Annotated in this window: 18 protein-coding genes; 13 read left to right on the forward strand and 5 right to left on the reverse strand. The window is 73.3% G+C overall.

Annotation, left to right across the window (positions count from 1 at the left end; genetic code table 11):
* On the reverse strand, positions 1-693 hold the full coding sequence (locus ABD901_RS26745; protein WP_345130324.1) for an alpha/beta fold hydrolase: 693 nt from the start codon (positions 691-693) through the stop codon (positions 1-3).
* Positions 694-750: 57 nt separating this feature from the next.
* Between ABD901_RS26745 and ABD901_RS26750 the strand changes: the two genes are divergently transcribed.
* Positions 751-1,728: a helix-turn-helix transcriptional regulator gene (locus tag ABD901_RS26750; protein WP_345130326.1), complete on the forward strand. Its 978-nt coding sequence runs from the start codon at positions 751-753 to the stop codon at positions 1,726-1,728.
* Positions 1,725-2,063, forward strand: coding sequence for a VOC family protein (locus tag ABD901_RS26755; protein ID WP_345130328.1), 339 nt, complete (start codon positions 1,725-1,727; stop codon positions 2,061-2,063). Before ABD901_RS26750 ends, ABD901_RS26755 begins: the two co-directional genes overlap by 4 nt.
* 4 nt (positions 2,064-2,067) lie before the next feature.
* On the opposite strand, the gene ABD901_RS26760 is transcribed toward ABD901_RS26755, so the two are convergent.
* Together ABD901_RS26760 and ABD901_RS26765 are read right to left on the reverse strand one after the other, a co-directional pair.
* Positions 2,068-2,856 carry a hypothetical protein gene (locus ABD901_RS26760; protein ID WP_345130330.1) on the reverse strand — a complete coding sequence of 263 codons (789 nt, stop codon included), beginning with the start codon at positions 2,854-2,856 and terminating at the stop codon, positions 2,068-2,070.
* A gap of 76 nt (positions 2,857-2,932) precedes the next feature.
* A complete protein-coding gene (locus ABD901_RS26765) occupies positions 2,933-3,724 on the reverse strand; it encodes an ROK family protein (protein ID WP_345130332.1) in 792 nt (263 codons plus the stop codon).
* A gap of 93 nt (positions 3,725-3,817) precedes the next feature.
* Here ABD901_RS26765 and ABD901_RS26770 point away from each other — a divergent pair, with 93 nt between their 5' ends.
* Positions 3,818-6,181 carry a ricin-type beta-trefoil lectin domain protein gene (locus ABD901_RS26770; protein ID WP_345130334.1) on the forward strand — a complete coding sequence of 788 codons (2,364 nt, stop codon included), beginning with the start codon at positions 3,818-3,820 and terminating at the stop codon, positions 6,179-6,181.
* A gap of 53 nt (positions 6,182-6,234) precedes the next feature.
* Here ABD901_RS26770 and ABD901_RS26775 read toward each other — a convergent pair whose 3' ends face one another.
* On the reverse strand, positions 6,235-7,344 hold the full coding sequence (locus ABD901_RS26775; RefSeq protein ID WP_345130336.1) for an RICIN domain-containing protein: 1,110 nt from the start codon (positions 7,342-7,344) through the stop codon (positions 6,235-6,237).
* A gap of 214 nt (positions 7,345-7,558) precedes the next feature.
* Here ABD901_RS26775 and ABD901_RS26780 point away from each other — a divergent pair, with 214 nt between their 5' ends.
* From ABD901_RS26780 to ABD901_RS26800, 5 genes are all read left to right on the forward strand, one after another.
* On the forward strand, positions 7,559-8,311 hold the full coding sequence (locus ABD901_RS26780) for an ROK family protein (RefSeq protein ID WP_345130338.1): 753 nt from the start codon (positions 7,559-7,561) through the stop codon (positions 8,309-8,311).
* A complete protein-coding gene (locus ABD901_RS26785; protein ID WP_345130340.1) occupies positions 8,308-9,192 on the forward strand; it encodes an N-acetylmuramic acid 6-phosphate etherase in 885 nt (294 codons plus the stop codon). Before ABD901_RS26780 ends, ABD901_RS26785 begins: the two co-directional genes overlap by 4 nt.
* Positions 9,193-9,326: 134 nt before the next feature.
* Positions 9,327-11,780: an FtsX-like permease family protein gene (locus ABD901_RS26790; protein ID WP_345130342.1), complete on the forward strand. Its 2,454-nt coding sequence runs from the start codon at positions 9,327-9,329 to the stop codon at positions 11,778-11,780.
* A 10-nt stretch (positions 11,781-11,790) separates the two neighbouring features.
* Positions 11,791-12,585, forward strand: coding sequence for a sensor histidine kinase (locus tag ABD901_RS26795; RefSeq protein ID WP_345130345.1), 795 nt, complete (start codon positions 11,791-11,793; stop codon positions 12,583-12,585).
* Positions 12,582-13,274 (forward strand): response regulator transcription factor, encoded by a 693-nt coding sequence (locus ABD901_RS26800; protein ID WP_345130346.1) that lies wholly within the window; start codon positions 12,582-12,584, stop codon positions 13,272-13,274. The genes ABD901_RS26795 and ABD901_RS26800 overlap by 4 nt, the downstream gene beginning before the upstream one ends.
* A 51-nt stretch (positions 13,275-13,325) precedes the next feature.
* On the opposite strand, the gene ABD901_RS26805 is transcribed toward ABD901_RS26800, so the two are convergent.
* Positions 13,326-13,577: a hypothetical protein gene (locus tag ABD901_RS26805; RefSeq protein WP_345130347.1), complete on the reverse strand. Its 252-nt coding sequence runs from the start codon at positions 13,575-13,577 to the stop codon at positions 13,326-13,328.
* A 470-nt stretch (positions 13,578-14,047) separates the two neighbouring features.
* Here ABD901_RS26805 and ABD901_RS26810 point away from each other — a divergent pair, with 470 nt between their 5' ends.
* The 5 genes from ABD901_RS26810 to ABD901_RS26830 all read left to right on the forward strand — a co-directional run bounded on the left by ABD901_RS26810 (position 14,048) and on the right by ABD901_RS26830 (position 22,065).
* Positions 14,048-17,644, forward strand: coding sequence for a choice-of-anchor D domain-containing protein (locus tag ABD901_RS26810; protein WP_345130348.1), 3,597 nt, complete (start codon positions 14,048-14,050; stop codon positions 17,642-17,644).
* A 97-nt stretch (positions 17,645-17,741) separates the two neighbouring features.
* Positions 17,742-18,947, forward strand: coding sequence for an ROK family transcriptional regulator (locus ABD901_RS26815; protein WP_345130350.1), 1,206 nt, complete (start codon positions 17,742-17,744; stop codon positions 18,945-18,947).
* A 119-nt stretch (positions 18,948-19,066) separates the two neighbouring features.
* Entirely contained in the window at positions 19,067-19,558 is a 492-nt protein-coding gene (locus ABD901_RS26820) for a SigE family RNA polymerase sigma factor (protein ID WP_345130352.1), read from the forward strand.
* Positions 19,555-20,727 carry a hypothetical protein gene (locus ABD901_RS26825; RefSeq protein WP_345130354.1) on the forward strand — a complete coding sequence of 391 codons (1,173 nt, stop codon included), beginning with the start codon at positions 19,555-19,557 and terminating at the stop codon, positions 20,725-20,727. Before ABD901_RS26820 ends, ABD901_RS26825 begins: the two co-directional genes overlap by 4 nt.
* A gap of 114 nt (positions 20,728-20,841) precedes the next feature.
* Positions 20,842-22,065, forward strand: a complete 1,224-nt coding sequence (locus ABD901_RS26830) for a TIR-like protein FxsC (protein WP_345130357.1) — start codon at positions 20,842-20,844, stop codon at positions 22,063-22,065.
* Position 22,066: the final 1 nt, after the last annotated feature.

A 22,066-nucleotide genomic window follows, 5' to 3' on the forward strand; every position in this document is an offset into this window, starting at 1 on the left:
TCACGCCCCGGCGAGCAGGGCGGCCAGGTCGTCCGGGCGGGAGAACATCGGCCAGTGGCCGGTCGGCAGCTCGCGCACCCGGTAGTGGCGGCGGTCGAGGCCGGCGAAGAACGGGTGCCCGGCGGCGATCATCCCGTCGACCGTCTCCTTTGTGAAGGTGCTGCAGACGAGGTCCGTCGGCGGCTGCTCGGCCGAGCGCAGGCGCAGCGGCTGCACGACCGAGCCGCGCGGGTGCGGGGTGGCCCGCTCGAGGATCCAGCCGGAGCGGCCCTCGAGGCCGGCGAACATCGCCGGGTCGTCGGCCGGGTCGAACGACGGCGGCGGGACGTCGCCTGCGGCGGCGGTGCCGTCGCCGGGGCTGAAGTCGGCCTGGGCGACGCCGTCCGGGACGGGGCCGCTGTCGACGTACACGACCCGGCGCACCCGCCCGGCGAGCCGGTCCGCGGCACCGCGCACCGGCAGCCCGCCGTAGCTGTGCCCGACCAGCGTGACCTCGTCGTGCCCGCCCGCGGCGGCGACCACGTCCGCGATGTGCGACTCGAGCGTCGCCGTGCCCGCCTCCGCGGCCCGCTCGGCCAGCCCGCCGAGCGTCACGGCCGTCACCGTGTGGCCGTCCCGCCGCAGCGGCTCCGCCACCGCGTCCCACGCCCACGCGCCGAGCCACATGCCGGGCACCAGGATGAAGTTCGTCATGCCGGCGACGCTACGATCGAATCCGGGCGGATCCCGCCCTGATTTACGGAGTGCCCTGTGTCACATTCCACCGGCAAGATCCTGGCGCTGCTCGAGGTGCTGCAGGCCCGGCCCGGGCTGACCGGGCCGCAGCTGGCCGAGCGGCTCGGCGTCGACGAGCGCACCGTGCGCCGCTACGCCGCGGGCCTGGCGGACCTCGGCCTGCCGGTGCGGGCCGGCCGCGGACGCTACGGCGGCTACAGCCTCGCGCCCGGATACCGGCTGCCGCCGCTCATGCTCGGCGACGACGAGGCCGTCGCGGTCGTGCTCGGGCTGCTCGCCGCGGCCCGCCTCGGCCTGGGCGTCGGCGCCGCCGCCCGGGAGTCGGCCCTGGCCAAGATCGAGCGGGTGCTGCCGGCCGCGCTACGCGAGCGGGTCCGGGCGGTGCGCGAGACGCTCGGGTTCACCGCGCCGGCCCGCGAGCCCGCCGCCGCGTTCGACGCCCGGCACCTGCTGAGCATCGGCGAGGCGGCGCGCGACCACCGGCGGGTCGCGCTCACCTACCGCTCGTGGCGCGGCGAGGAGACCGAGCGCGCCTTCGACCCCTACGGCGTCGTCTTCCACGCCGGCCGCTGGTACACCACGGGCCTGGACCACCGCAGCGGCGAGACCCGCACGCTGCGGCTGGACCGCATTGGCTCCATCGCGATCGGCGACGAGCGCTTCGAGCCGCCGCCGGAGCGGTTCGACCCGGTAGGGCACGTCGTCGGCTCGCTCGCCGCCGTGCCCTACCGCCACGAGGTCGAGGTCCTGCTGCGCGCCGCACCGGCCGAGGTGGCCCGCCGCGTGCCCGCCGCCTTCGGCACCGTGCAACCCGCGGAGGCCGACGGCTGGCCGACCCGGCTGACGTGCCGGGCCGAGCGCCTCGACGGCATGGCCCAGATGCTCGCCGGCCTCGGCTGGGACTTCGTGATCGTGCGCCCCGACGAGCTGCGCGCCGAGGTCGCGAAACTCGGGCGCCGGCTCGTCGCCTCGGCCGATACCGTGAGCCCATGACGGCCGCCTACATCAAGAGCGTCACGTTCGACTGCGCCGACGCCCTCGTGGTCGCGCGGTTCTGGGCCGCGGCCCTCGGCACCGACCTCGACGAGGACTCGACCTCCGACAAGGCGTTCGTCGAGGCGGCCGGCTGGGGCGGGCCCAACATCTGGTTCGCCCGGGTGCGGGAGCCGAAGACCGCCAAGAACCGCATGCACTTCGACCTGCGCGCGCCCGGCAGCATCGCCGACGAGGTGGCGCGGCTGGAGGCCCTCGGCGCGACCGTGCTGCACCGCGGCGAGGACCTCACCGTCATGGCCGATCCGGAAGGCAACGAGTTCTGCGTCGAGTGACGCTTCACCAGCCCCCGTTGAAGAAGGCCAGCAGCGCCGGCGCGGGGTCGGCGGCGACCGTCGTATTGGCCACGACCACCGTGACCACGGCCAGTGCCAGGACCGCCGAGAGCGCGCCGAAGGCGCCCAGCACGTGCCGCGCCCGCCGCTCGGCCGGCGCGACCGCGACGAAGCGCCGCCACAGCAGCACGCTGGCCGCGGCCAGGGCGGCCGCCACGACGGCGGCGATGACGACCATCGCCTCGTGGTAGCGGGCGAAGTCGACGATCATCACGTCGACGGCAGGTGCACTGCGGTCGTCGGCGCCCAGGCGCTCGCGGACCTGGGCCAGCGCGTCGCCGAGCGCGGCGTCGCCGGGCCCGTCGACCACCATGGGCAGCAGCGACGCGAACGGCGCCACGGCGCCCTGCGCGTTGGCCATCACCGTCGCGAGGGCCAGCACTGCGAGGGCCGTGACGGCGGCGCCGGCCGCCGCGAAGCGCACGCCGCCGGAGCGAGCGAAGGCCCGCCACAGCCGCACGCCGAGCATCCCCAGCACGACGAGCAGCAGCGCGGCGATCGCGCCCTTGGCCAGGTGGTAGCGGAACCAGTAGTCGACGAGCGCCTGCAGGTCAGGTGACAGGTCCCGGTCGCCGGAGCGCCAGTAGCCGACGAACGCGCCGCGCACCGCCGCGGTGAGGCGGTCCGCGTCGGCGTAGCCGCCGCCGGCGAGGGCGTTCGGCGCGACGAAGAAGGCGGCGACGAGGGCAACGGCGAGGCCGGGGAGGGCGGCCCGCTTGAGGGTCGGGGTCATGCACCGAAGCTATGAGCGGGCGGCGGCGCGAACCACAGCGCAGGGTTGACTCCCCGGGTAGCGCCAGCATTACCCCTCAGTGCAGCACGGCGCCCTCGGGCAGGCCCGGCAGGGCCGCGGCGCCGGCCAGCGGGGCCGACTCGCCCAGCGCGGCTGGGAGAAGAGCCACGCGTTGGTACGTCAGGATCCTCGCCAGCGCCGCCCGCAGCGACGGCCACAGCTCGGCCCGGCGCAGCGCGATCGCCCCGCCCAGTGCCACCGCCTCCAGGCCCGCCGCCAGCGCGAAGTTGGCGATGCCGAATGCCAGGCTCTCGCTGTACCGCTGCCAGAACGAAGCGTCGTCGACGGACTCCAGGCTCCGCCCGAGCCGGCGGGACAGCGCCCCGCCGCCGGTCAGCGTCTGCAGGCAGCCGGTCTGGCCGCAGTCGCACGGCTCGTCGTTGCCGGCGAGCAGCTGGTGGCCGGCCTCGGTGGTCAGGAACGTCCCGCCGAGGCGCACGGCCGCGCCGACGCCGGTCGACAGCGTCAGGTAGCCGCAGCGGTCGAAGCCGCGCAGCGCGCCCGCGGTCGCCTCGCCGAGCAGGCCGCAGGTCGCGTCGTGCGCGACCCGGACCGGGCGGCCCAGCGCCGTGGCCAGGTCGGCGGCGAGGGGCCGGCCCTCGTAGGCGCGCAGGTTCAGCGCCACCCGCACCGCGCCGTCCGGGGTGACCCGGCCGCCGAAGGACACGCCGAGCGGCTCGGCGCCCGCCGGCACGGCCGCGGCGACGCGGGCCAGCTGCCGCTCGTAGCCGGGGTCGGTCGGGAACCGCGCGAGCACCGCCCCGCCGGCCGCGACCCGGGTCCACGTCCCGCCGATGTCCAGCGCCACGGCTCCCACAGTGCCGCACACTCCTTTGTAGAAGTTTGTCGATGTGTGTGCGAATCTGGTGGTGGTTCGCACCACCGCCAGGGAGGACCGCACATGAAGCTACGCCTTGCCCTGTCCACCGTCCTGTGTCTCCTCGCCGCACAGCTCGTCGCGGTCGGGCCGGCCGCCGCGGCCACCACCGTCACGATCAACGGCACCGCCGCCGGGCGCACGTTCGACGGCGTCGGCGCCATCTCCGGCGGCGGCGGCAACAGCCGCCTGCTGTACGACTACCCGGAGCCGCAGCGCACCCAGATCCTCGACTACCTGTTCAAGCCCGGCTACGGCGCGGCGATGCAGATGCTCAAGGTCGAGGTCGGCGGCGACACCAACTCGACCAGCGGCGCCGAGCCGAGCCACCAGCACACCGCCGCCGACCTCAACTGCAACCGCGGCTACGAGTGGTGGCTCGCCGAGCAGGCCCGGGCCCGCAACCCGCAGATCAAGCTCTACGCCCTCGCCTGGGGCGCGCCGGGCTGGATCGGCAACGGCAACTTCTGGTCGACCGACATGGTCAACTACTACCTGAGCTTCCTGGACTGCGCGAAGAACAGCCACGGGCTCACCTTCGACTACATCGGCGGCTGGAACGAGCGCGGCTACAACAAGGCCTGGTACGAGCAGCTCAAGTCGGCGCTGGGCAGCCACGGCTACGGCAACGTGCAGGTGGTCGCCGACGACACCAGCTTCAACCCGGCCAACGACGTGGTCAGCGACCCGGCGTTCGCCGCGGCCGTGGACGTGCTCGGCTCGCACTACGTCTGCGGGTACCGCGGTTCGCAGTCGAACTGCCCCAGCAGTACCAACGCGATCAACAGCGGCAAGAAGGTCTGGGCCAGCGAGAACGGCTCCGACGACTACAACCTCGGCGCCGTCGCGCTCGCCCGCGGCATCAACCGCGGCTACCTCGACGGCAAGATGACCGCGTACATCAACTGGCCGGTCATCGCCGCCATCACCCCCAACATCCCCTTCCCGACGATGGGCGTGGCCCTCGCCGCGCAGCCGTGGTCGGGCAGCTACTCGGTCGGCAAGAACGCCTGGGTGATGGCGCACACCACGCAGTTCACCGCGCCCGGCTGGCGCTACCTGGACCCGGCGTCGGGCTACCTCGGCGGGAACCGGGCCAACGGCAGCTACGTCACCATGCGCGACCCGAACAGCGGCAACTACAGCGTCGTCATCGAGACCATGGACGCCACCGCCGCGCAGACGTTGACCGCGACCGTCACCGGCGGGCTGTCCACCGGCGCCGTGCACGTCTGGTCGACGCTGCTGAGCTCCTCGTCGCCCGCGGACTACTTCGCGCACACCGCCGACGTCACGCCGTCCGGCGGCTCGTACACCGTCACGCTGCAGCCCGGCCGGGTGTACACGCTCAGCACCACCACCGGCCAGGGCAAGGGCACGGCGGCCTCGCCCGCGGCCGGCAGCCTCGCCCTGCCCTACAGCGACAACTTCAACGGCTACGCGATCGGCCGCGAGGCCCGCTACCTCGCCGACATGCAGGGCGCCTTCGAGATCGCACAGTGCGGCGGCACCACCTGCGTGCGGCAGATGTCGCCGCGGGCCCCGATCACCTGGGACGACCTCAGCGACCCCTACGCGCTGCTGGGCGACCTCGGCTGGAGCAACTACAAGGTGTCAACCGACGTGCTGCTCGAGCAGGCCGGCTATGCGGAGGTCATCGGCCGGGCCGGCACCCAGCACGCGTTCGGCCCCGCCGGGCTCAACGCCTACTACCTGCGGCTGTCGAACACCGGCGCGTGGAGCCTGCTGCGCAACGACGTGAACAACGCCATGACGGTGCTGCGCAGCGGTACCGCGGCCGCGCCCGGCACCGGCACCTGGCACAACCTGGCGCTCACGTTCTCCGGCACCACGCTCACCGCCCAGCTCGACGGCGCGACCCTGGCCACCCTGACCGACTCGACGTGGAGCACCGGCCAGGTCGGCATCGGCACCAGCCAGGGCGAGACCGCCCAGTTCGACAACCTGTCCGTGACCGCGGTCGCGGGCCCGCCGCCGCCGGTGAGCGGCGCGCTGGTCTCCGCACAGTCGGGCCGCTGCCTGGACGTGCCCAACGCGACGCAGACCAACGGCACCCAGGTCGAGATCTGGGACTGCAACGGCGGCGGCAACCAGCAGTGGACGCAGCTGTCGAACGGGGGGCTGCGGGTGTACACCAACAAGTGCCTCGACGTGCTCAACAACGCCACGGCGGCGGGCTCGCCGGTGGCGATCTGGGACTGCAACGGCGGCGCCAACCAGCAGTGGCGCGTCAACACCGACGGCACGATCGTCGGCGTGCAGTCCGGGCTCTGCCTGGACGTGACCGGCCAGGGCACCGCCAACGGCGCCCTGGTGGAGATCTGGACCTGCAACGGCGGCGCCAACCAGCGCTGGAGCCGGTCCTAGTACCGCTCGACCGGTCCGGCGCCCGGGCGCCGGACCGGTCCTTCTTCACAGGCCTAGCGGGTCGTCCACTTCTGGGCGCCGGTGCCGTTGCACTGGTACAGCTGGACCAAGGTCGCGTTCGCGGTGCCGCTGGAGGTCACGTCGACGCACTTGCCCGAGCCGGCGCCGACGATGCTGCCGTCGGCGTTGAAGGTGAACCTCTGGGCGCTGGTGCCGTTGCAGTCCCAGATCTGGATCTTCGTGCCGTTGGCGGTGCCGTTGCCGTTGACGTCCAGGCAGCGGTTGCCGTAGACGCGCAGCTCGCCCGCCGCCGTGCGGGTCCAGGTCTGGTTCGCCGAGCCGTGGCAGTCCCAGATGATGATCTGCGTGCCGGCGGCGGTGCCCGCGCCGGTGACGTCCAGGCAGCGGCCCGACTGCGGGTTGAGCACGGAGACGGCGGCGCCGACCGGGGGTACGCCCACATAGGAAAGGCTCGCCGGAACCGACTGCAGCGCCGAGAACCACCGTGCGCCCATCTTGTCGTAGCCGCCGGCGTTGGGGTGCACGCCGTCGGCCAGGTCGGCCGTGGTCAGCGCCGAGTGCATGTCGACCAGGTGGGTGTGCGAGCCCTTCTGCGCCACGATGCCCGGGATCGCCGCGTTGTACGCCTGCACGCGCGACTCCAGCGTCGGATCGCTCTCCGGGGTGATCTGGGCGACGAACAGCTCGACGGTCGGGTCGTTGGCCCGGATCTTGTCGATCAGCGCCGACAGGCGCGCCGGGGCGTTGGCGATGTCGTAGTTCTGGTTCATGTCGTTGGTGCCGATGTGCAGCAGGATGGTGCGCGGTGCGTACGCCTGCAGCCAGCCCACGATGTTGGCGTCGATCTGGTCGATGCGCCAGCCGGAGTGGCCCTCGTGGTCGTGGTCGCCCAGGTTCGACGGCCCGTTGAAGCCGGACCCGACGAAGTCGGTCGTGTAGCCGCCGGCGGCCAGGCGCCGCCACAGCTCGATGCGGTAGCCGCCCGGCACGTTGTAGCCGTCGGTGATGGAGTCGCCCAGCGGCATGATCTTCACGCCGCCGTTGGACTCCGCCTGGGCCGGTGCGGCGGTGGCCAGGGTGAGCCCGGCGGCCAGGGCCAGGCCGAAGGCGCCGGCGGCGAGCCGGCGCACGATGGAACGCATAGGTCGGTCCTCCCGTGGTCGACCTGCACGCCGCCCTGGCGGAGGCGGCGTGCAGGAGCTTTCGAGGTTGCCGGCGGCATCGATTCTCAACGATGTGCGGCGCTCGGCGAGCCGGCCGGGCCCGGCGGCGCGGCGAGCGCCCCCGCCGGTGCGCCGAGCGGTTTTTTGGGCGTCGATGACGCGTCCGGCGCGCCGGTGGCGCACAATTCGGCGGGTGGTGAACACGCTGACGATCGACTGCGGCGGCGGCGGCCTCAAGGCGGCCGTCGTCGACGACTCCGACGTGTTGGTCGGGGGGCCGATTCGGGTGCCGACGCCCTACCCGTTCCCGCCGGAGCGCTTCGTGGGCGCCCTGCTCGACATCGCCGCCGAGCTGCCCGGCGCCGAGCGCGCCACCGTCGGCCTGCCCGGCATGATCCGCCACGGGGTGGTGGTGGCCACCCCCCACTACGTGACGAAGGCCGGCCCGCACACCGCGGTCGACCCGGCCCTGTACGCGGCCTGGACCGGCTACGACGCGCGCGCCGCGCTCAACCGCGCCTTCGCCCGGCCCACCCTCGTGCTCAACGACGCCGAGGTGCACGGCGCCGCCCTCGTCGTCGGCACCGGCCTCGAGCTGGTGCTCACCCTCGGCACCGGCCTAGGCAGCGCGCTCTTCGACGACGGCGTGCTCGCGCCGCACCTGGAGCTCTCACACGGGCCCATCCGGCGCAAGCGCACCTACGACACGTACATCGGCGAGATCCGGCGCCGGGAGCTCGGCAACGCCCGCTGGTCGCGGCGCGTGCGGCGGGTCGTCGACGGGCTGCGGCCGGTGTTCCGCTGGGACCGGCTCTACATCGGCGGCGGGAACTCCGCGCTCATCGACGCCGACACCGTCGCCCGCCTCGGCGAGGACGTCACGATCGTGCCCAACACCGCCGGGGTGGTCGGCGGCTCCCGCGCCTGGAAGCTGATGGGCGCATGACGTCTCCCACGGAGTTGCGCGACCTGACCAACGCCGACCTCGACCTGCTGGACACGCCCGAGCTGCTGGCGCGCATCCATGCCGCGGACGCCACCGTCCCGGCCGCGGTCGCCGCCGCCCTGCCCGACCTCGCGCGTGCCGTCGACCTGGCCGTGGCGGCGATCCGGGCCGGGGCCCGGGTCCACTACGCCGGCGCCGGGTCGTCCGGCCGCATGGCCGTGCTCGATGCGGCCGAGATCCCGCCGACGTTCGGCCTGGTCTTCAGGGCACACATCGCCGGCGGCGAGGCGGCGCTGCGCAACGCCCTCGAATCGGTCGAGGACGACGCCGAGCGGGCCCGGTCCGAGCTCGCCGCCGCCCTCGCGCCCGGTGACGTGCTCGTCGGGCTGGCCGCCAGCGGCCGCACGCCGTACCTCGCCGGCGCGTTCGCCGCGGCCGCCGAGGCCGGGGCCGCGACCGTGCTGGTGACGTCCAACCCGGGAGCGCCGCTGGCAGCCGGGCGCGACGTCGTCGTGGTCGTGGACACCGGGCCGGAGGTGATCGCGGGGTCGACGCGGCTCAAGGCGGGCACCGCGCAGAAGCTGGTGCTGCACACGTTCTCGACCGCCGTCGCGGTGCGGCTCGGGCACACCTACTCCAACCTCATGGTCGGGATGCGGGCCACCAACGCGAAGCTGCGCGAGCGCAGCGTGGCGATCCTGGCCGAGGCGAGCGGTGCGCCGGCGGGGGAGTGCGCGGCGGCCCTCGCAGCGGCCGGCGGCGAGCTGAAGACGGCCCTGGTGACCCTGCTGACCGATGCCGGCGTGGACGAGGCGCGGGCGCTGCTGGACGTCTCGGGCGGGCGCGTCCGGAGCGCCATTGCCCGACAGAACCGGACATAACCGCTTAGCTGTCGGGTGCTCACGGTCCTCCTCAGGTAGTACGACCTCGCGCGGACGACCGCCGGAACCGGCGGCCATAGCGTCGGCAGGCGTGAGGAACCAACTCGCCGTGCTCCGCCGGCCGGGCGACTGACATGCTGCGGATCTCGCTGCCCGGGCTGCGGCTGCAGCGTCTCGTGCCGACGCTCCTCGCTGTGGTGCTCGCCGTGGCCTTCGTCGCCGGCACCCTCATCTACCGCGACACCGCCGAGGCGACGCTCTACGACGAGTACGCCCGCGCCGCGCGCAACGTCGGCGTCGCCCTCACCGCGCGCAGCGGCGCCCGGCTCGCGCCGTCCACAGTGGACACCATGCGCGCCGACCCGGCCTATTCGGCGGTGGACGGGCGGATGGCCGAGCGGCTGCCGCTGCTGGACTCGCGCGGCCGGCTCGTCACCGACCTCGGCGAGCCCGGCTACGGCGTCAACACCGGCACGGCCGCGGCGCTGCGTCCCTATGACGTCCACAGTGGACGCCTGCCGGAGCGCGACGGCGAGGCCGCCCTCGACACGCGCAGCGCGCAGCGGCTCGGCGTGGCCGTAGGCGGCACGATCACCGTGGTCGACGCCGCCGAGGCCCGCCGCAGCCTGCTCGTCGTGGGCCTGGTCGACGCCACCGGTTTCGGCGGCAGCGGTACCTCGACCGTCGTGCTCACCGACGCCGAACTGACCCGGCTGACGGGCGCCACGGGCTACCGCGAGGTGGTCGGCCGGCTGCGCACCGGCGCCGACGCGACCGCGGCGCGCACCCGGGCGCAGGCCGCCGACCCCACCGCGCGGGCGCGCACCGGCGAGCAGTTGCGCCGCGACCTCGCCCGGGAGGCCTCCGGCCAGCTCGGCGGGCTCTTCGTCGGCATCGCCCTGTTCGCGCTCGTGGCGGCGCTGGTCGCCGGGTTCGTCATCGTCAACACGTTCACGATCCTCATGGCGCAGCGGCTGCGGGAGACGGCGCTGCTGCGGTGCGTGGGCGCCGGACGGGGCCAGGTGTTCCGCCTCGTCCTCGCCGAGGCCGTTGTCGTCGGGCTGCTGGGTTCGCTCTGCGGTACCGCACTGGGCCTGCTCGTCGCCTACGGCCTCTCCCGCCTCTCGCCGGCGCTCGGCCTGCCCGAGGGCGGCGTGGTGCTCGGCGCCGTGCCGCTGCTGGCCGGCCCGGCGCTCGGGGTGCTGGTGACCGTCGGCGCGGCCGTCGTGCCGGCGCTGCGGGCGGCGCGGGTGCGCCCGGTGGCGGCGCTGCGGGCGGCGGTACCCGAGACCGCTGCCCGCCGCCGCCTGCCCGTCGTGCTCGCCGTGCCGGCGGCGGCCGCCGGCACCGCGCTGACCGTCGCCGGAGTGCTCGGCACCGGGGGCGCGCTGCCGGCGATGACGCTCGTCATGCTCGGCGGCATCGGCAACTTCGCCGCGCTGCTGCTGCTCTCGCCCCGCCTTGCCGGGCCCGCCGTGCGCGTGCTCGGCTGGGTGCCGGCGCGGCTGTTCGGCGTACCGGCTAAGATGGCGGTGGCCAACGCGGCCCGCAACCCGGCGCGGACCGCGGCCACGACGGCGACCCTCGTGATCGGGGTGGCCCTGATGGCCGGCGGCGGCACGGTCGCGGCCACCGTCAACCGCACCGCCGAGGCGCAGCTGAACGCCGCCTTCCCGGTCGACTTCCTGCTCACCCCCGCCGTGCCCGGCTCGCTCGTGCCGGCCGCGGTGGCGGGGGAGGTCCGCGCCGCGGGCTTCCCCGTGGCCGCCCCGGTGCGCCAGGGGTGGTCCGGTTCCGTCCTGGTCGGGACGGTCGACCCGGCGGCGTTCCGGCCGAAGGTCACCGCGGGCCGCCTCGAGGACCTGCGCGCCGGCACCGCCATCGTCCCCGCCGCCTCCGACGCGCTCGGCAGCCGGCCGGTCGGCTCGCGCATCGACCTCGCCGCCGGCGACCGGCGCCTGTCGCTCACCGTCGCGGCCACCGTGCAGAGCTCCAGCCTGGTCGGCGACGTGATCGTGAGCGACGCCGACTTCGCGGCCCTGTTCCCCGGCGTCACGGACGACGCGATGGTGCTCGTGCGCGCGCCTTCCGCCGACGCACGCGCGCGCCTGGACGCCGCGCTGGAGGCGCACCCGCTGGTGCAGGTCGCCGACCTTGCGCAGGTGCGCGACGAGCGCAACGCCGCGATCGACCAGCTCGTCGGGGTGATCGCCGCGCTGCTCGGGTTCGCGCTCGTGATCGCGGTCATCGGGATCGGCAACACGCTGTCGCTGTCGGTCGTGGAGCGCACTGCCGAGATCGCTCTGGTGCGGGCGCTGGGGCTGACCCGCGGCCAGCTGCGCGCCACGTTGCTGGCCGAGGCGTTGCTCATGGCGCTGGCGGGGGCGTTGGGCGGGGTGGCGTTCGGCGTGCCGTACGGCTGGCTGCTCACCATCGCGGGGTTCGGCGCCGTGGACCCGCTGCTCAGCGTGCCGATCCTGCGGCTGTCCCTCTTCGTGGCGCTCGCCGCGGCGGCCGCTGTGCTGGCGGCCGTGCTGCCGGCCCGGCGAGCCGCTCGAACGACGAATCTTGTCGTACCCCAGGCCTAGTGTGGTCCGCGTGAGGGAGAGGGTGTTCGACGCCGGGGTCGCCGCGGGGCTGGTGCTGCTGCTCTATCTGGAGCGCATGCTGGCGCCGGTCCCGGTGCTCGCCGCGGGCCTGTTGATGGCGGTTTCGCTGCTCTGGCGCCGCCGCCACCCCGTGCCCGTCCTCGCCGCCGTCTACGCCCTGGCCCTGGGGCACCTGGCGCTGCGCCCGTCGGTGCGGGCGTCCGCGGCGGGGCTGCGGGTGACCTTCGAGACCGCCGGTTTGTCGCGGTCCCTGACGGCCGCGGAGGACCTGGCCGCCTATCGGATCGTGCAGGAGTCGGTCACCAACGCCCTCCGCCACGCCGGTGCCGGCGCGGCGATCACGGTCCGCCTTGAGCACTCCGCCGACACTCTGACTATTACCGCTACCGACGACGGCGGCGTCGCCGGATCCGTGCGCGGCCGATCGCCGGCCACCGGCCCCGCGTTGGTTGCGCCGACGGGCAGCATCGTCGGCCATGGCCTGGTCGGAATGCGCGAGCGCACCGCGGTCCACGGTGGCACCTTCACGGCCGGGCCGCACGGCGACGGCGGCTGGCGAGTGGTCGCGACGATCCGGCTGGCCTCCGACGCCCGGGGCCCGGCCGATCCGCGCTCGTTCGAAGGTCCGGACCCGGTCGAGCTGGAGTCGCTTGTTGCTGCGGACTCGGGCGAGCTGCGGTCGCTTGTGGCTGCGGACTCGGACGAGCGGCAGTTGTCTGGGGGAGCGGGTGCCGGGGTGGTGCGGCCGGTGGTTGAGGCGGATGCGGGTGGGGGTGTGGTGTGACGGGGACGATCCGGGTGGTCGTGGTCGATGACCAGGAGCTGGTGCGGGCCGGGTTCCGGATGATCCTGTCGGCGCAGGCGGACATGGCGGTGGTCGGCGAGGCGGGAGACGGGGCCGAGGCGCTGCGGCTGTTGCGCACGGTCGCCGCCGACGTCGTGGTCATGGACATCCGCATGCCGGTCATGGACGGGGTGGCCGCGACCGCGGAGGTGGCGGGCATCGACGGCGGGCCGCGGGTGCTCGTGCTGACCACGTTCGACACCGACGAGGACGCGTTCGCGGCGCTTCGGGCCGGTGCCAGCGGGTTCCTGCTCAAGAACGCGCTGCCGGCCGAGTTGCTCGCCGCCATCCGAGTCGTGGCCGCCGGCGACGCCGTCGTGGCGCCCAACGTGACGCGGCGGCTGCTCGACCGGTTCGCCGACCGGTTCGTGCTGGCGGCGCCGTCCGCCGTGCCGGGGCGGGGTGGGGCCGGGCTCGAGCGGCTCGAGCTGCTCACCGACCGGGAGCGGCAGGTGCTGCTGCTCGTGGCCGAAGGGCTGTCCAACGCCGAGATCGGGGAGCGGCTGCGCGTTGCCGAGACGACCGTGAAGACCCACGTCGGGCGGGTGCTGGCCAAGCTGGGGCTGCGGGACCGGGTGCAGGCGGTGGTGCTCGCCTACGAGAGCGGCCTCGTCCGGCCCGAACGCTGACCGGGGCAACGCTGACCGGGGCAACGCTGACCGGGGCAACGCCGGTCGGGGCTACGGGACGACGTCGGCGAGCGACGCGATCCAGGCCAGCGCCTCCTGCTCGCCCGAGAAGGAGCGGCGCGTCGCATACATGTTGGCCGTGCCGCCGATGTTCACCACGAACGTGACCGCCCAGGTCTGCTGGTCCTTGCGCAGGAGGCGGGCCTTCGTGTCCAGGTGGATGGGGGCGATCAGCGTCGCGTGGTCGACGTTGAGCAGGGAGGGCTGGGACGTCGACATCTCCACCACCGGGACCAGCCTCACCGAAACACCATAAACCACCGTGCTACGGACCCGGTCGATGCTTCGAGGGTGTGCGCCGCCGCGGGACGTGCGGATCGTCGATGCGAACCTGCGGGGTGCGGCCGTGCATCCTGGGCGCGCGCGTCGGGCGCGCCGCTGCGGGGGTTGAGGGGGTTCCGGGGCGAGCGCAGCGAGCTTTGATACACAGTCCTGTCGTGCTCTTGCGAAGCGGAGCAAGAATCAAACAGGGACGCGTCTGGATATTGCGCGGCGGTGTCGGCGGCGTTACCGTCCCTCTTGCACCGACAAACCGCCGACCGGTGTCCCCCAAACGGCCGATGTCCGCCCTAGGCAGCGGCCTTCACCCCGCCGTACCGACCCTTCGGAAGCTTCGAACCAATCGAACGCAGTCAACCTGCGCGCCCGAACCGCCAACCGGGGGCGTGGGGCGATGGGTCGCGTGCCAGACACGTCGAAAGCGAGCAAACACCATGCTCCGGCACATCCGAACCAAGCGACCTCGGGCGCGAACCGCCGCCCTCGTCGCCGGCGCGACGCTCGCCGCCGCAGGCGTGGCCGTCGCCGTGGCGACGCCGGCCCTTGCGGCCGCCACCGGCGGCGTCGGTGCGACCCTGCCCTACGTCGAGGTCCAGGCCGAGAACGCCGCCACCAACGGGACCATCATCGGGCCGAGTGCGGCGTACAACACGCTGCCGTCCGAGGCGTCCTACCGCAAGGCGGTGACGCTGCAAGGGTCCGGCAAGTTCGTCGAGTTCACCACCCCGGTGGCGACGAACTCCATCGTGTTCCGGTACAGCATCCCGGACACCGGCGGCGGGTCGGTCTACACCGCCCCGATCTCGCTGTACATCGACGGCACCCGCAGCACCAACTTCACGCTGACGAACGCCTACAGCTGGTACTACGGCGGCTACCCGTTCACCAACTCGCCGGGCAGCAACCCCCACCACTTCTACGACGAGGTCAACCGGCTCTTCCCGACCACCTACCCGGCCGGGACGAAGTTCAAGCTGCAGGTCGACTCGGACTCGACCGCATCGTCGTACACGATCGACTTCGCCGACTTCGAGAACGTCGCCCCGGCGCTGTCGCAGCCCAGCGGCTCGGTCTCGGTGACCAGCAAGGGTGCCGACCCGTCCGGCGCGGCCGACTCGACGGCGGCGTTCAACTCGGCGATCGCCGCAGCGGGTGCTGGTGGCACTGTGTGGATCCCGGAAGGCACATTCCGGATCCCCGGCAGCAACCCCGGCTGTGGCATGGGGTGCAGTCACATCATCCTGAACAACGTCACCATCAAGGGCGCCGGCATGTGGCGCTCGCGGATCGTCGGCAATGCGCCCGGCTTCTACGGCGGGTGGGCGCCCAACGGCGGCTCCAACGTCCACCTCTCCGACTTCGCCATCTTCGGCAACGTCCAGGAGCGCAACGACGGCGACCAGGTCAACGGCATCGGCGGCGCGCTGAGCAACTCCACCGTGGACCGGGTGTGGATCGAGCACCTCAAGGTCGGCGCGTGGATGGACGGGCCGTTCAACAACCTGGTGTTCAACCAGATGCGGCTGCGCAACTACACCGCCGACGGCGTGAACTTCCACAACGGCGTCACCAACTCCAAGGTGACGAACTCCGACGTGCGCAACGCCGGCGACGACGGCCTGGCGATGTGGGCCGAGCAGAACGCCGATGCGAACAACTCGTTCGACCACAACACGGTGCAGTACCCGATCCTGGCCAACGGCATCGCGATCTACGGCGGGCACGACAACTTCGTGACCGACAACCGGGTCGTGGACTCCGGCCTGTCGCAGGGCGGCGGCATCCACGTCGCGCAGCGCTTCGCCTCCACGACGCTGGGCCGCACCGACGTGCTGCGCAACACGATCATCCGCTCCGGCAGCCTCGACCCGAACTGGCAGTTCGGCGTCGGCGCGCTGTGGTTCGACGCCCGCGACGGCGGCATGACCGGCCTGACCAATGTCGACAACATCCTGATCCAGCAGAGCCCGTTCGAGGCTGTCCAGTTCGTGTCGGGCTCGAACATCTCCAACGTGAAGATCAACAACGCGACGATCCAGAACACCGGCACCTGGGCCATCCAGGAGCAGGTCGGCGGCGCGGCGACGATCAGCAACTCCAGCGCCACCGGCGTGCAGGCCCCGGCCGCGATCTACAACTGCGGCGTCGGCTTCACGCTCACCGACGGCGGCGGCAACAGCGGCCTGTCCGGCACGGCCTGCTCGAACATCCAGAACCCGACCTTCCCGCCGTACCTGCCGGACAACGGCTCGAGCATCAACATCAGCCCGAGCGCGGTCGGCTTCGGCAGCGTCGTCACCGGCTCGACCAGCCCGTCGCAGGCGGTCACGGTCACCAACTCCGGCACCGGCGCCGCTCCCGTCGGCACCATCTCGGTCACCAGCGAGTTCGCCCAGACCAACAACTGTGGCAGCAGCATCGCCGCGGGCGCCTCCTGCACCATCAACGTGACGTTCAGCCCCGCCTCGGCGGGCACGCGCACGGGTACCCTCACGGTCACCGCCTCGGGCATCACCAACACCGTGCCGCTGTCCGGCACCGGTGTCGCCCCCGGCCCGATCGTGAACGCCAACCCGGGCAGCCTGACCTTCGGCGGTACCGTCGTCGGGACCTCCTCGGCCACGCAGACGGTCACGCTGAACAACTCCGGCACCACCACCGCCAACGTGTCGAACATCGCCGCGTCCGGTGACTTCAGCCAGACCAACACCTGCGGCAGCAGCATCGCCGTCGGCGCCTCCTGCACCGTCACGGTGAAGTTCACCCCGACGGCCTCGGGCTCGCGCACCGGCTCGCTGACGGTCACCAGCAACGCCAACAACAGCCCGACCGTCGTGGGCCTGTCCGGCAGCGGCATCGGCACCGACACCAACATCGCGCTCAACAAGCCGGTCACCGCCAGCAGCCAGGTCAACGGCACGCAGGCGCCGGCCACGGCGACCGACGGCAACGCCGCCACCTACTGGGAGAGCGCCAACAACGCCTTCCCGCAGTGGATCCAGGTCGACCTGGGCGCGGTCAGCAGCATCGGCAAGGTCACGCTGAAGCTCCCGCCGGACTCGGCGTGGGCGACCCGCACGCAGACGCTGTCCGTCCTCGGCAGCACCGACGGCACCAACTTCAACACCACCCTGTCGGCCTCGGCCGGGCGGACCTTCGACCCCGCGTCGGGCAACACCGTCGCGATCACGGTGCCGGCGAGCAACGTCCGCTACGTGCGGATCAACGTCACCGCCAACACCGGCTGGCCGGCCGCGCAGGTCGCCGAGCTCGAGGTGTACCCCAGCGGCGGCGGCACGCCGAACGCGCCGGTGCTCAGCGCCAGCCCGTCCTCGCTCACCTTCGCCACGCAGGCGCTGAACACCACCAGCGCGTCGCAGGCGGTCACCATCACCAACACCGGCACCGCGGCGGCCACCGTCTCGGGCGTCAGCGTCACGGGCGACTTCGCCCAGACCAACACGTGCGGCTCGATCGCGGTCGGTGCCTCCTGCGTGGTCAACGTGACGTTCCGTCCCACGGCGTCGGGCACCCGCACCGGCACGCTCACCGTCACCAGCAACGCCAACAACAGCCCGACCACGGTCGCGCTGAGCGGCACCGGCCAGGGCACGACGGCGACCAACCTCGCCGCCGGCAAGCCGACGTCGGAGTCGAGCCACACGCAGGTGTACGGCTCGGGCAACGTCACCGACGCCGACCAGAACACCTACTGGGAGAGCGCCAACAACGCCTTCCCGCAGTGGGTCCAGGTCGACCTCGGCTCGGCGCAGAGCGCCTCCCGGATCGTGCTGCAGCTCCCGGCGAGCTGGGGCCAGCGCGTCGAGCGCATCCAGGTCCAGGGCAGCACCGACGGGTCGACGTTCACCGAGGTCAAGGCCGCGACCGACTACACGTTCGCGCCCGGCTCCAGCAACACCGTGACCATCACGTTCACGGCGACCAGCCAGCGGTACTTCCGGCTGAACTTCAGCTCGAACACCGGCTGGCCGGCCGGCCAGCTGTCCACCTTCCAGGTCTGGAACATCTAGATTCCGGCGAACCTCGCCGCCCCGGGCGCAACCGGGGCGGCGAGGAGTTCGGTAAGGCCTTGACATAACCCATTTGCGGCAAGGAAGATTACGCGCCGTGGCGGCGCAGCAGACGCATCCCCGCGACCTGTGGCGCCGCGAGCTGGGCGGGACCGCCAGGAGGGTCGCGGATACCCTGCGCCTGTACGGCCCCCGCACCCGCGCCGAGCTCGTGTCGCTGAGCGGCCTGTCCCGCCCGACCGTCTCGGCCGTGCTCACCGACCTCGGCGGCGCCGGCCTGGTGAGCGAGAAGGTCGGCGCGGCCGCCCGGCCCGTCGGCGGGCGCCCCGCCTCCGTGGTCCAGCTGACCCGCCGCGCCGGGGTCGCCGTCGGCGCCGACATCGGCCGCCGGCACGTGCGTGTCGCCGTCGCCGACCTCGGGCACGCCGTCATCGCCGAGCGCGAGGCCCGCACCGACTTCGACATCGACGACCGGCCGCAGGACGCCCTGGAGCTCGCCGTCGGCCTCGTCGACGCCGCGCTGGGCGACATCGGCGCCAGCCGCGACGAGGTCGTCGGCGTCGGGCTCGGCGTGCCCGCACCGATCACCCGCGACTGGCGCATCGGCTCGCCGCCGATGCTGCCCGGCTGGGCCGACCTGCGCCCGGCCGAGGAGCTCACCGCCCGCCTCGGCCTGCCCGTGCGGGTCGACAACGACGCCAACCTGGCCGCCCTCGGCGAGTACGTCTGGGGCGCCGGCCGTGGCTGCACCGACCTCGTCTACGTCAAGCTGGCCACCGGGATCGGCGCCGGCATCGTGCTCGACGGCCGGCTCTACCGCGGCGCCGCCGGCACCGCCGGGGAGCTCGGCCACGTCACGCTCGACGCCCGCGGCGCGGTCTGCCGGTGCGGCAACCGCGGCTGCGTCGAGCTCGCCGTCGGCGGCCGGGCCCTGCTCGCGCACGCCCGCCAGTCCCATCCGGAGCTGCACGACCTCGGCGGCCTGATCGAGTACGCACACGCGGGCGACGCCGGCTGCCGGCGCCTCATCATCGACGCCGGCACGCAGCTCGGCTACGCGCTGGGCAACCTCGTCAACCTCATCAACCCGCAGCGGGTGCTGCTCGGCGACGAGCTCGGCGCCGCCACCGACCTGCTGCGCGAGCCGCTGCAGCGCGGCCTCGCCGAGACCGCCCTGGCCGCCGCGGCCGAGGCCGTCGAGGTCGTGCAGAGCGCCCTGTCGCTGCGCGCGGCCTCGCTCGGCGCTGTCGCCCTCGCGCTCGGCATCGACACGGTGCCGTTCGCCACCGCCGATCAGGCTTAGCCGGTACCGCCAAAACTCGGCAGAACATCCAGAGGCCCCCACGGCGTCTGTTGGTGGACGGTTCGCCAACACGACGGTTCGCCGACACGACGGTTCGCCGACACGAGGGGACGGGCGACGTGACGTTCGAGGAGTACGTGCACAGCCGGGGCACGGCGCTGGTGCGCTTCGCCCGGCTGCTCACCGGCGACGACGACCGCGCCGACGACCTCGTCCAGGACGTGCTGGCCAAGGCCTTCGTGCACTGGCGGCGCGTGTCGAAGGCCGACCGGCCCGACGTGTACGTGCGACGGATGCTGGTCAACGCCAACGCCTCCTGGTGGCGCCGGCGCGCCAGCGGCGAGCTCAGCGTCGCCGTACCGCCCGAACCGCCGCCCGGCGGCAGCGCCGACATCGGCAGCGTCCTGGCCGAGCGCGACCGGCTGCTGCGGCTCGTCGCGCGGCTGCCCGTGCGCCAGCGCGCCGTGCTGGTCCTGCGCTACTACGAGGACCTCGACGACCAGACCATCGCCGAGATCCTCCGCTGCTCACCGGTGACCGTCCGCACCACCGCCCAGCGCGCGCTGGCCACGCTGCGCGCCCGGACCGAGATGACGGAGCACGTGCGATGAACGATCTCGAACTCCAGCTGCAGGAGAGCTTCGGCGAGCGCGCCGAGCGCCCCGTCGACACCATTGCGCTCTTCGACGCCGCGGTGCGGCAGGGCCGCCGCCGGCGCGGCCTGTCCTACGCCCTGCGGGCCGGCGGAGCCGCCGCCGCGATCGGCGCCGTGATCGCCGGCGCCGCCCTGCTGCCCGGCGTCGGCGCCGACCGCGCGGCCCTGCCCGGCTCGCCGGAGCCGGACCCGCAGCTGTCGGCAGCGCAGTCGTGGCGGGGCACCGACCCGCCGCCGGCCGACGGCGCCGCTCCGGCGCTGCCGCCGGCCGCGGGCGTGCGGGGCGCGGCCGACGCACCGGGCACGGTGGGCGCCGACCCGGCGGTGCTGCACTTCACGATCGACCCCGCGCGCCTGCGGGCGGCGTACCTGACCTGGGAGAGCGGCGACGGCCTCGAGTCCGTCGCGATCAACCGGGCCGACGGCACGGTGTACCGCGTCTCCGTCGCCACCACCGCCGGGACGCTCGACGCCGTGCGCGACAGCGAGCTGTTCACGCCGAAGGCGGACTGGGCCGGTGCCACCACAACGGCCACGAGCGTCGCCGGCCGGCCCGCCACGCTCAGCGCGGCCGGCAAGCAGCTGCTGCTGCGGTGGCAGCCCGTCGACGGCCTGTGGGCGCAGGCGCAGGGCTTCGGCACGGCGCCCGATCAGGCCGCCCTCGCCGCGATCGCCGCCGGGCTGCGCCTGGACAAGGCCTTCCGCTGCGCGCTGCCGCTGCACCTGGCGAGCCTGCCCGCCGGCTCCCGGCCGGTGTCGTGCCTGCTGGTCCTGCGCGGCTACGACGCCAACGACGCCCTCGGCCGGTCCAATCCGGTGAGCCGGGCGCAGCTGGGCATTGCCGACGGCGACAAGTGGGCGTGGCTGGAGCTTTCCCCGGTCGTACCGGCCCCGAAGGGCTCACACGGCGCGGCGCTCCAGCCGCAGATCAGCCTGCCGCCCGGCGTGCTTGCCGAGGGCAACGCCTCCGACTACTCCCGCTCCTTCGACGTCGACGGCTACGACGTCGACGTGGCATCGAAGGGGTACGCCAAGGAGCAGATGGAGGCGACGGTGGCCGGGATGAGCGTCCGCCCCGGCGACTGGCGCGACACCGCGACGTGGCCGGAACGCATCGTCGGTTAGGACGATTGTGCAGCACCCCCGCCGGAATTCGATTCGGCGGGGGTGCTGCCATTGCATGTTGATCTATATACTGATGTCCTTGGGGGTCGGATCCGTCATGCCCGCGGAGGACGTGTGCTGTACTTTTTTCTCAGCTACGCGCGCGGGCCGGACGACCTGTTCGTAAGGAAGTTCTACAACGATCTCTGCAGCGAGGTCCGGGTCCACGCCGGGCGCAGCCATGACGACGAGGTCGGCTTCCTCGACAACCACAACATCGAGCCCGGGCAGCACTGGCCGCAGGCCCTCGTCAATGCGATCGCCGAGTGCTCGTGTTTTCTGGCCCTGTATTCGCCGGCGTACTTCCTGAGCCGCCCCTGCGGCAAGGAATGGAAGTTGTTCGAGCTGCGCTCGCGCCCTTCGGCCCGCGACGACAGCACCCCGCTACCGGGCCTGATCCCGATCGTCTGGCTGCCGCCGCGCGAGCTGCCCGAGGTCGCCCGCTCCGTGCACTACGACCTCGACGTGCAGGAGGACGACTACCGACGGCGCGGGCTGCGGCAGCTGCTGCGATTACAGCGCATGCACGACGCCTACATCGACTTCGTGTCCACGATCGCCGAGCACATCGTCGCCGCGGGGCGCACGCCGCCGCCGCGGGGCTTCACCGACCTGGACTTCGAGCAGCTGGAGAGCGCCTTCCACCCGGCCAAGGCCGGCCCGGAGGACAGCGGCGAGCTGCCCGCGCGCTTCGGCACCGGCCAGACCATCCACTTCGTGGTCGCCGCGCCGACCCGCGCCGAGGCCGAGGCGATCGAGCGCGACGGCGACTTCTACGGCGCCGACGCGCTGCACTGGGCGCCGTTCGGGCCGCAGCAGCCGCAGCCGCTGCGGGAGTATGCGCAGAAGGTCGCCTCGGAGTTCGGCTTCGAGTCGCTGTTCACCGGCCTGGACCGCCTCGCCGACCGGGTCAAGGTGGCGCAGCAGTACAACCACATCGTCGTGCTGCTCGTCGACCCCTGGAGCGCAGAGATCGCCGCGCACCGGGAGAGGCTGCTCGAGTACGACCATCATCGCGACCACGTCTCAGCGATGCTCGTGGTGATGAGCGCCGCCGACGCGCAGACGCAGGCGCACAGCGCCCGGCTCGCGGACCTCATGCACGACACCCTCGGCAACAACGAACGCCGCCTCGACGAGGTGATGCTGCGCCGCAGCGTGCTCACCTGGCCGTCGTTCGAGGCCGACCTGGCCGTGGTGCTGGCCGAGGCGCGCAACCGCCTCGTCGCCGACGGCCGCGTCTACCGCCGCCCCCCGCCCGGCGACTATGCCCCGCGCCCCATTCTCGAAGGCCCGTAAA

Source organism: Dactylosporangium darangshiense (assembly GCF_039537565.1).
In the GTDB taxonomy this organism is placed as follows: domain Bacteria; phylum Actinomycetota; class Actinomycetes; order Mycobacteriales; family Micromonosporaceae; genus Dactylosporangium; species Dactylosporangium darangshiense.

Bases quoted from the DNA above. Each gene is read 5' to 3' on its own strand.
- ABD901_RS26785 (WP_345130340.1), top strand. From the start codon at position 8,308: ATGACGTCTCCCACGGAGTTGCGCGACCTGACCAACGCCGACCTCGAC.
- ABD901_RS26775 (WP_345130336.1), bottom strand. From the start codon at position 7,344: ATGCGTTCCATCGTGCGCCGGCTCGCCGCCGGCGCCTTCGGCCTGGCC.
- ABD901_RS26745 (WP_345130324.1), bottom strand. From the start codon at position 693: ATGACGAACTTCATCCTGGTGCCCGGCATGTGGCTCGGCGCGTGGGCG.
- ABD901_RS26810 (WP_345130348.1), top strand. From the start codon at position 14,048: ATGCTCCGGCACATCCGAACCAAGCGACCTCGGGCGCGAACCGCCGCC.
- ABD901_RS26770 (WP_345130334.1), top strand. From the start codon at position 3,818: ATGAAGCTACGCCTTGCCCTGTCCACCGTCCTGTGTCTCCTCGCCGCA.
- ABD901_RS26825 (WP_345130354.1), top strand. From the start codon at position 19,555: ATGAACGATCTCGAACTCCAGCTGCAGGAGAGCTTCGGCGAGCGCGCC.
- ABD901_RS26755 (WP_345130328.1), top strand. From the start codon at position 1,725: ATGACGGCCGCCTACATCAAGAGCGTCACGTTCGACTGCGCCGACGCC.
- ABD901_RS26790 (WP_345130342.1), top strand. From the start codon at position 9,327: ATGCTGCGGATCTCGCTGCCCGGGCTGCGGCTGCAGCGTCTCGTGCCG.
- ABD901_RS26760 (WP_345130330.1), bottom strand. From the start codon at position 2,856: ATGACCCCGACCCTCAAGCGGGCCGCCCTCCCCGGCCTCGCCGTTGCC.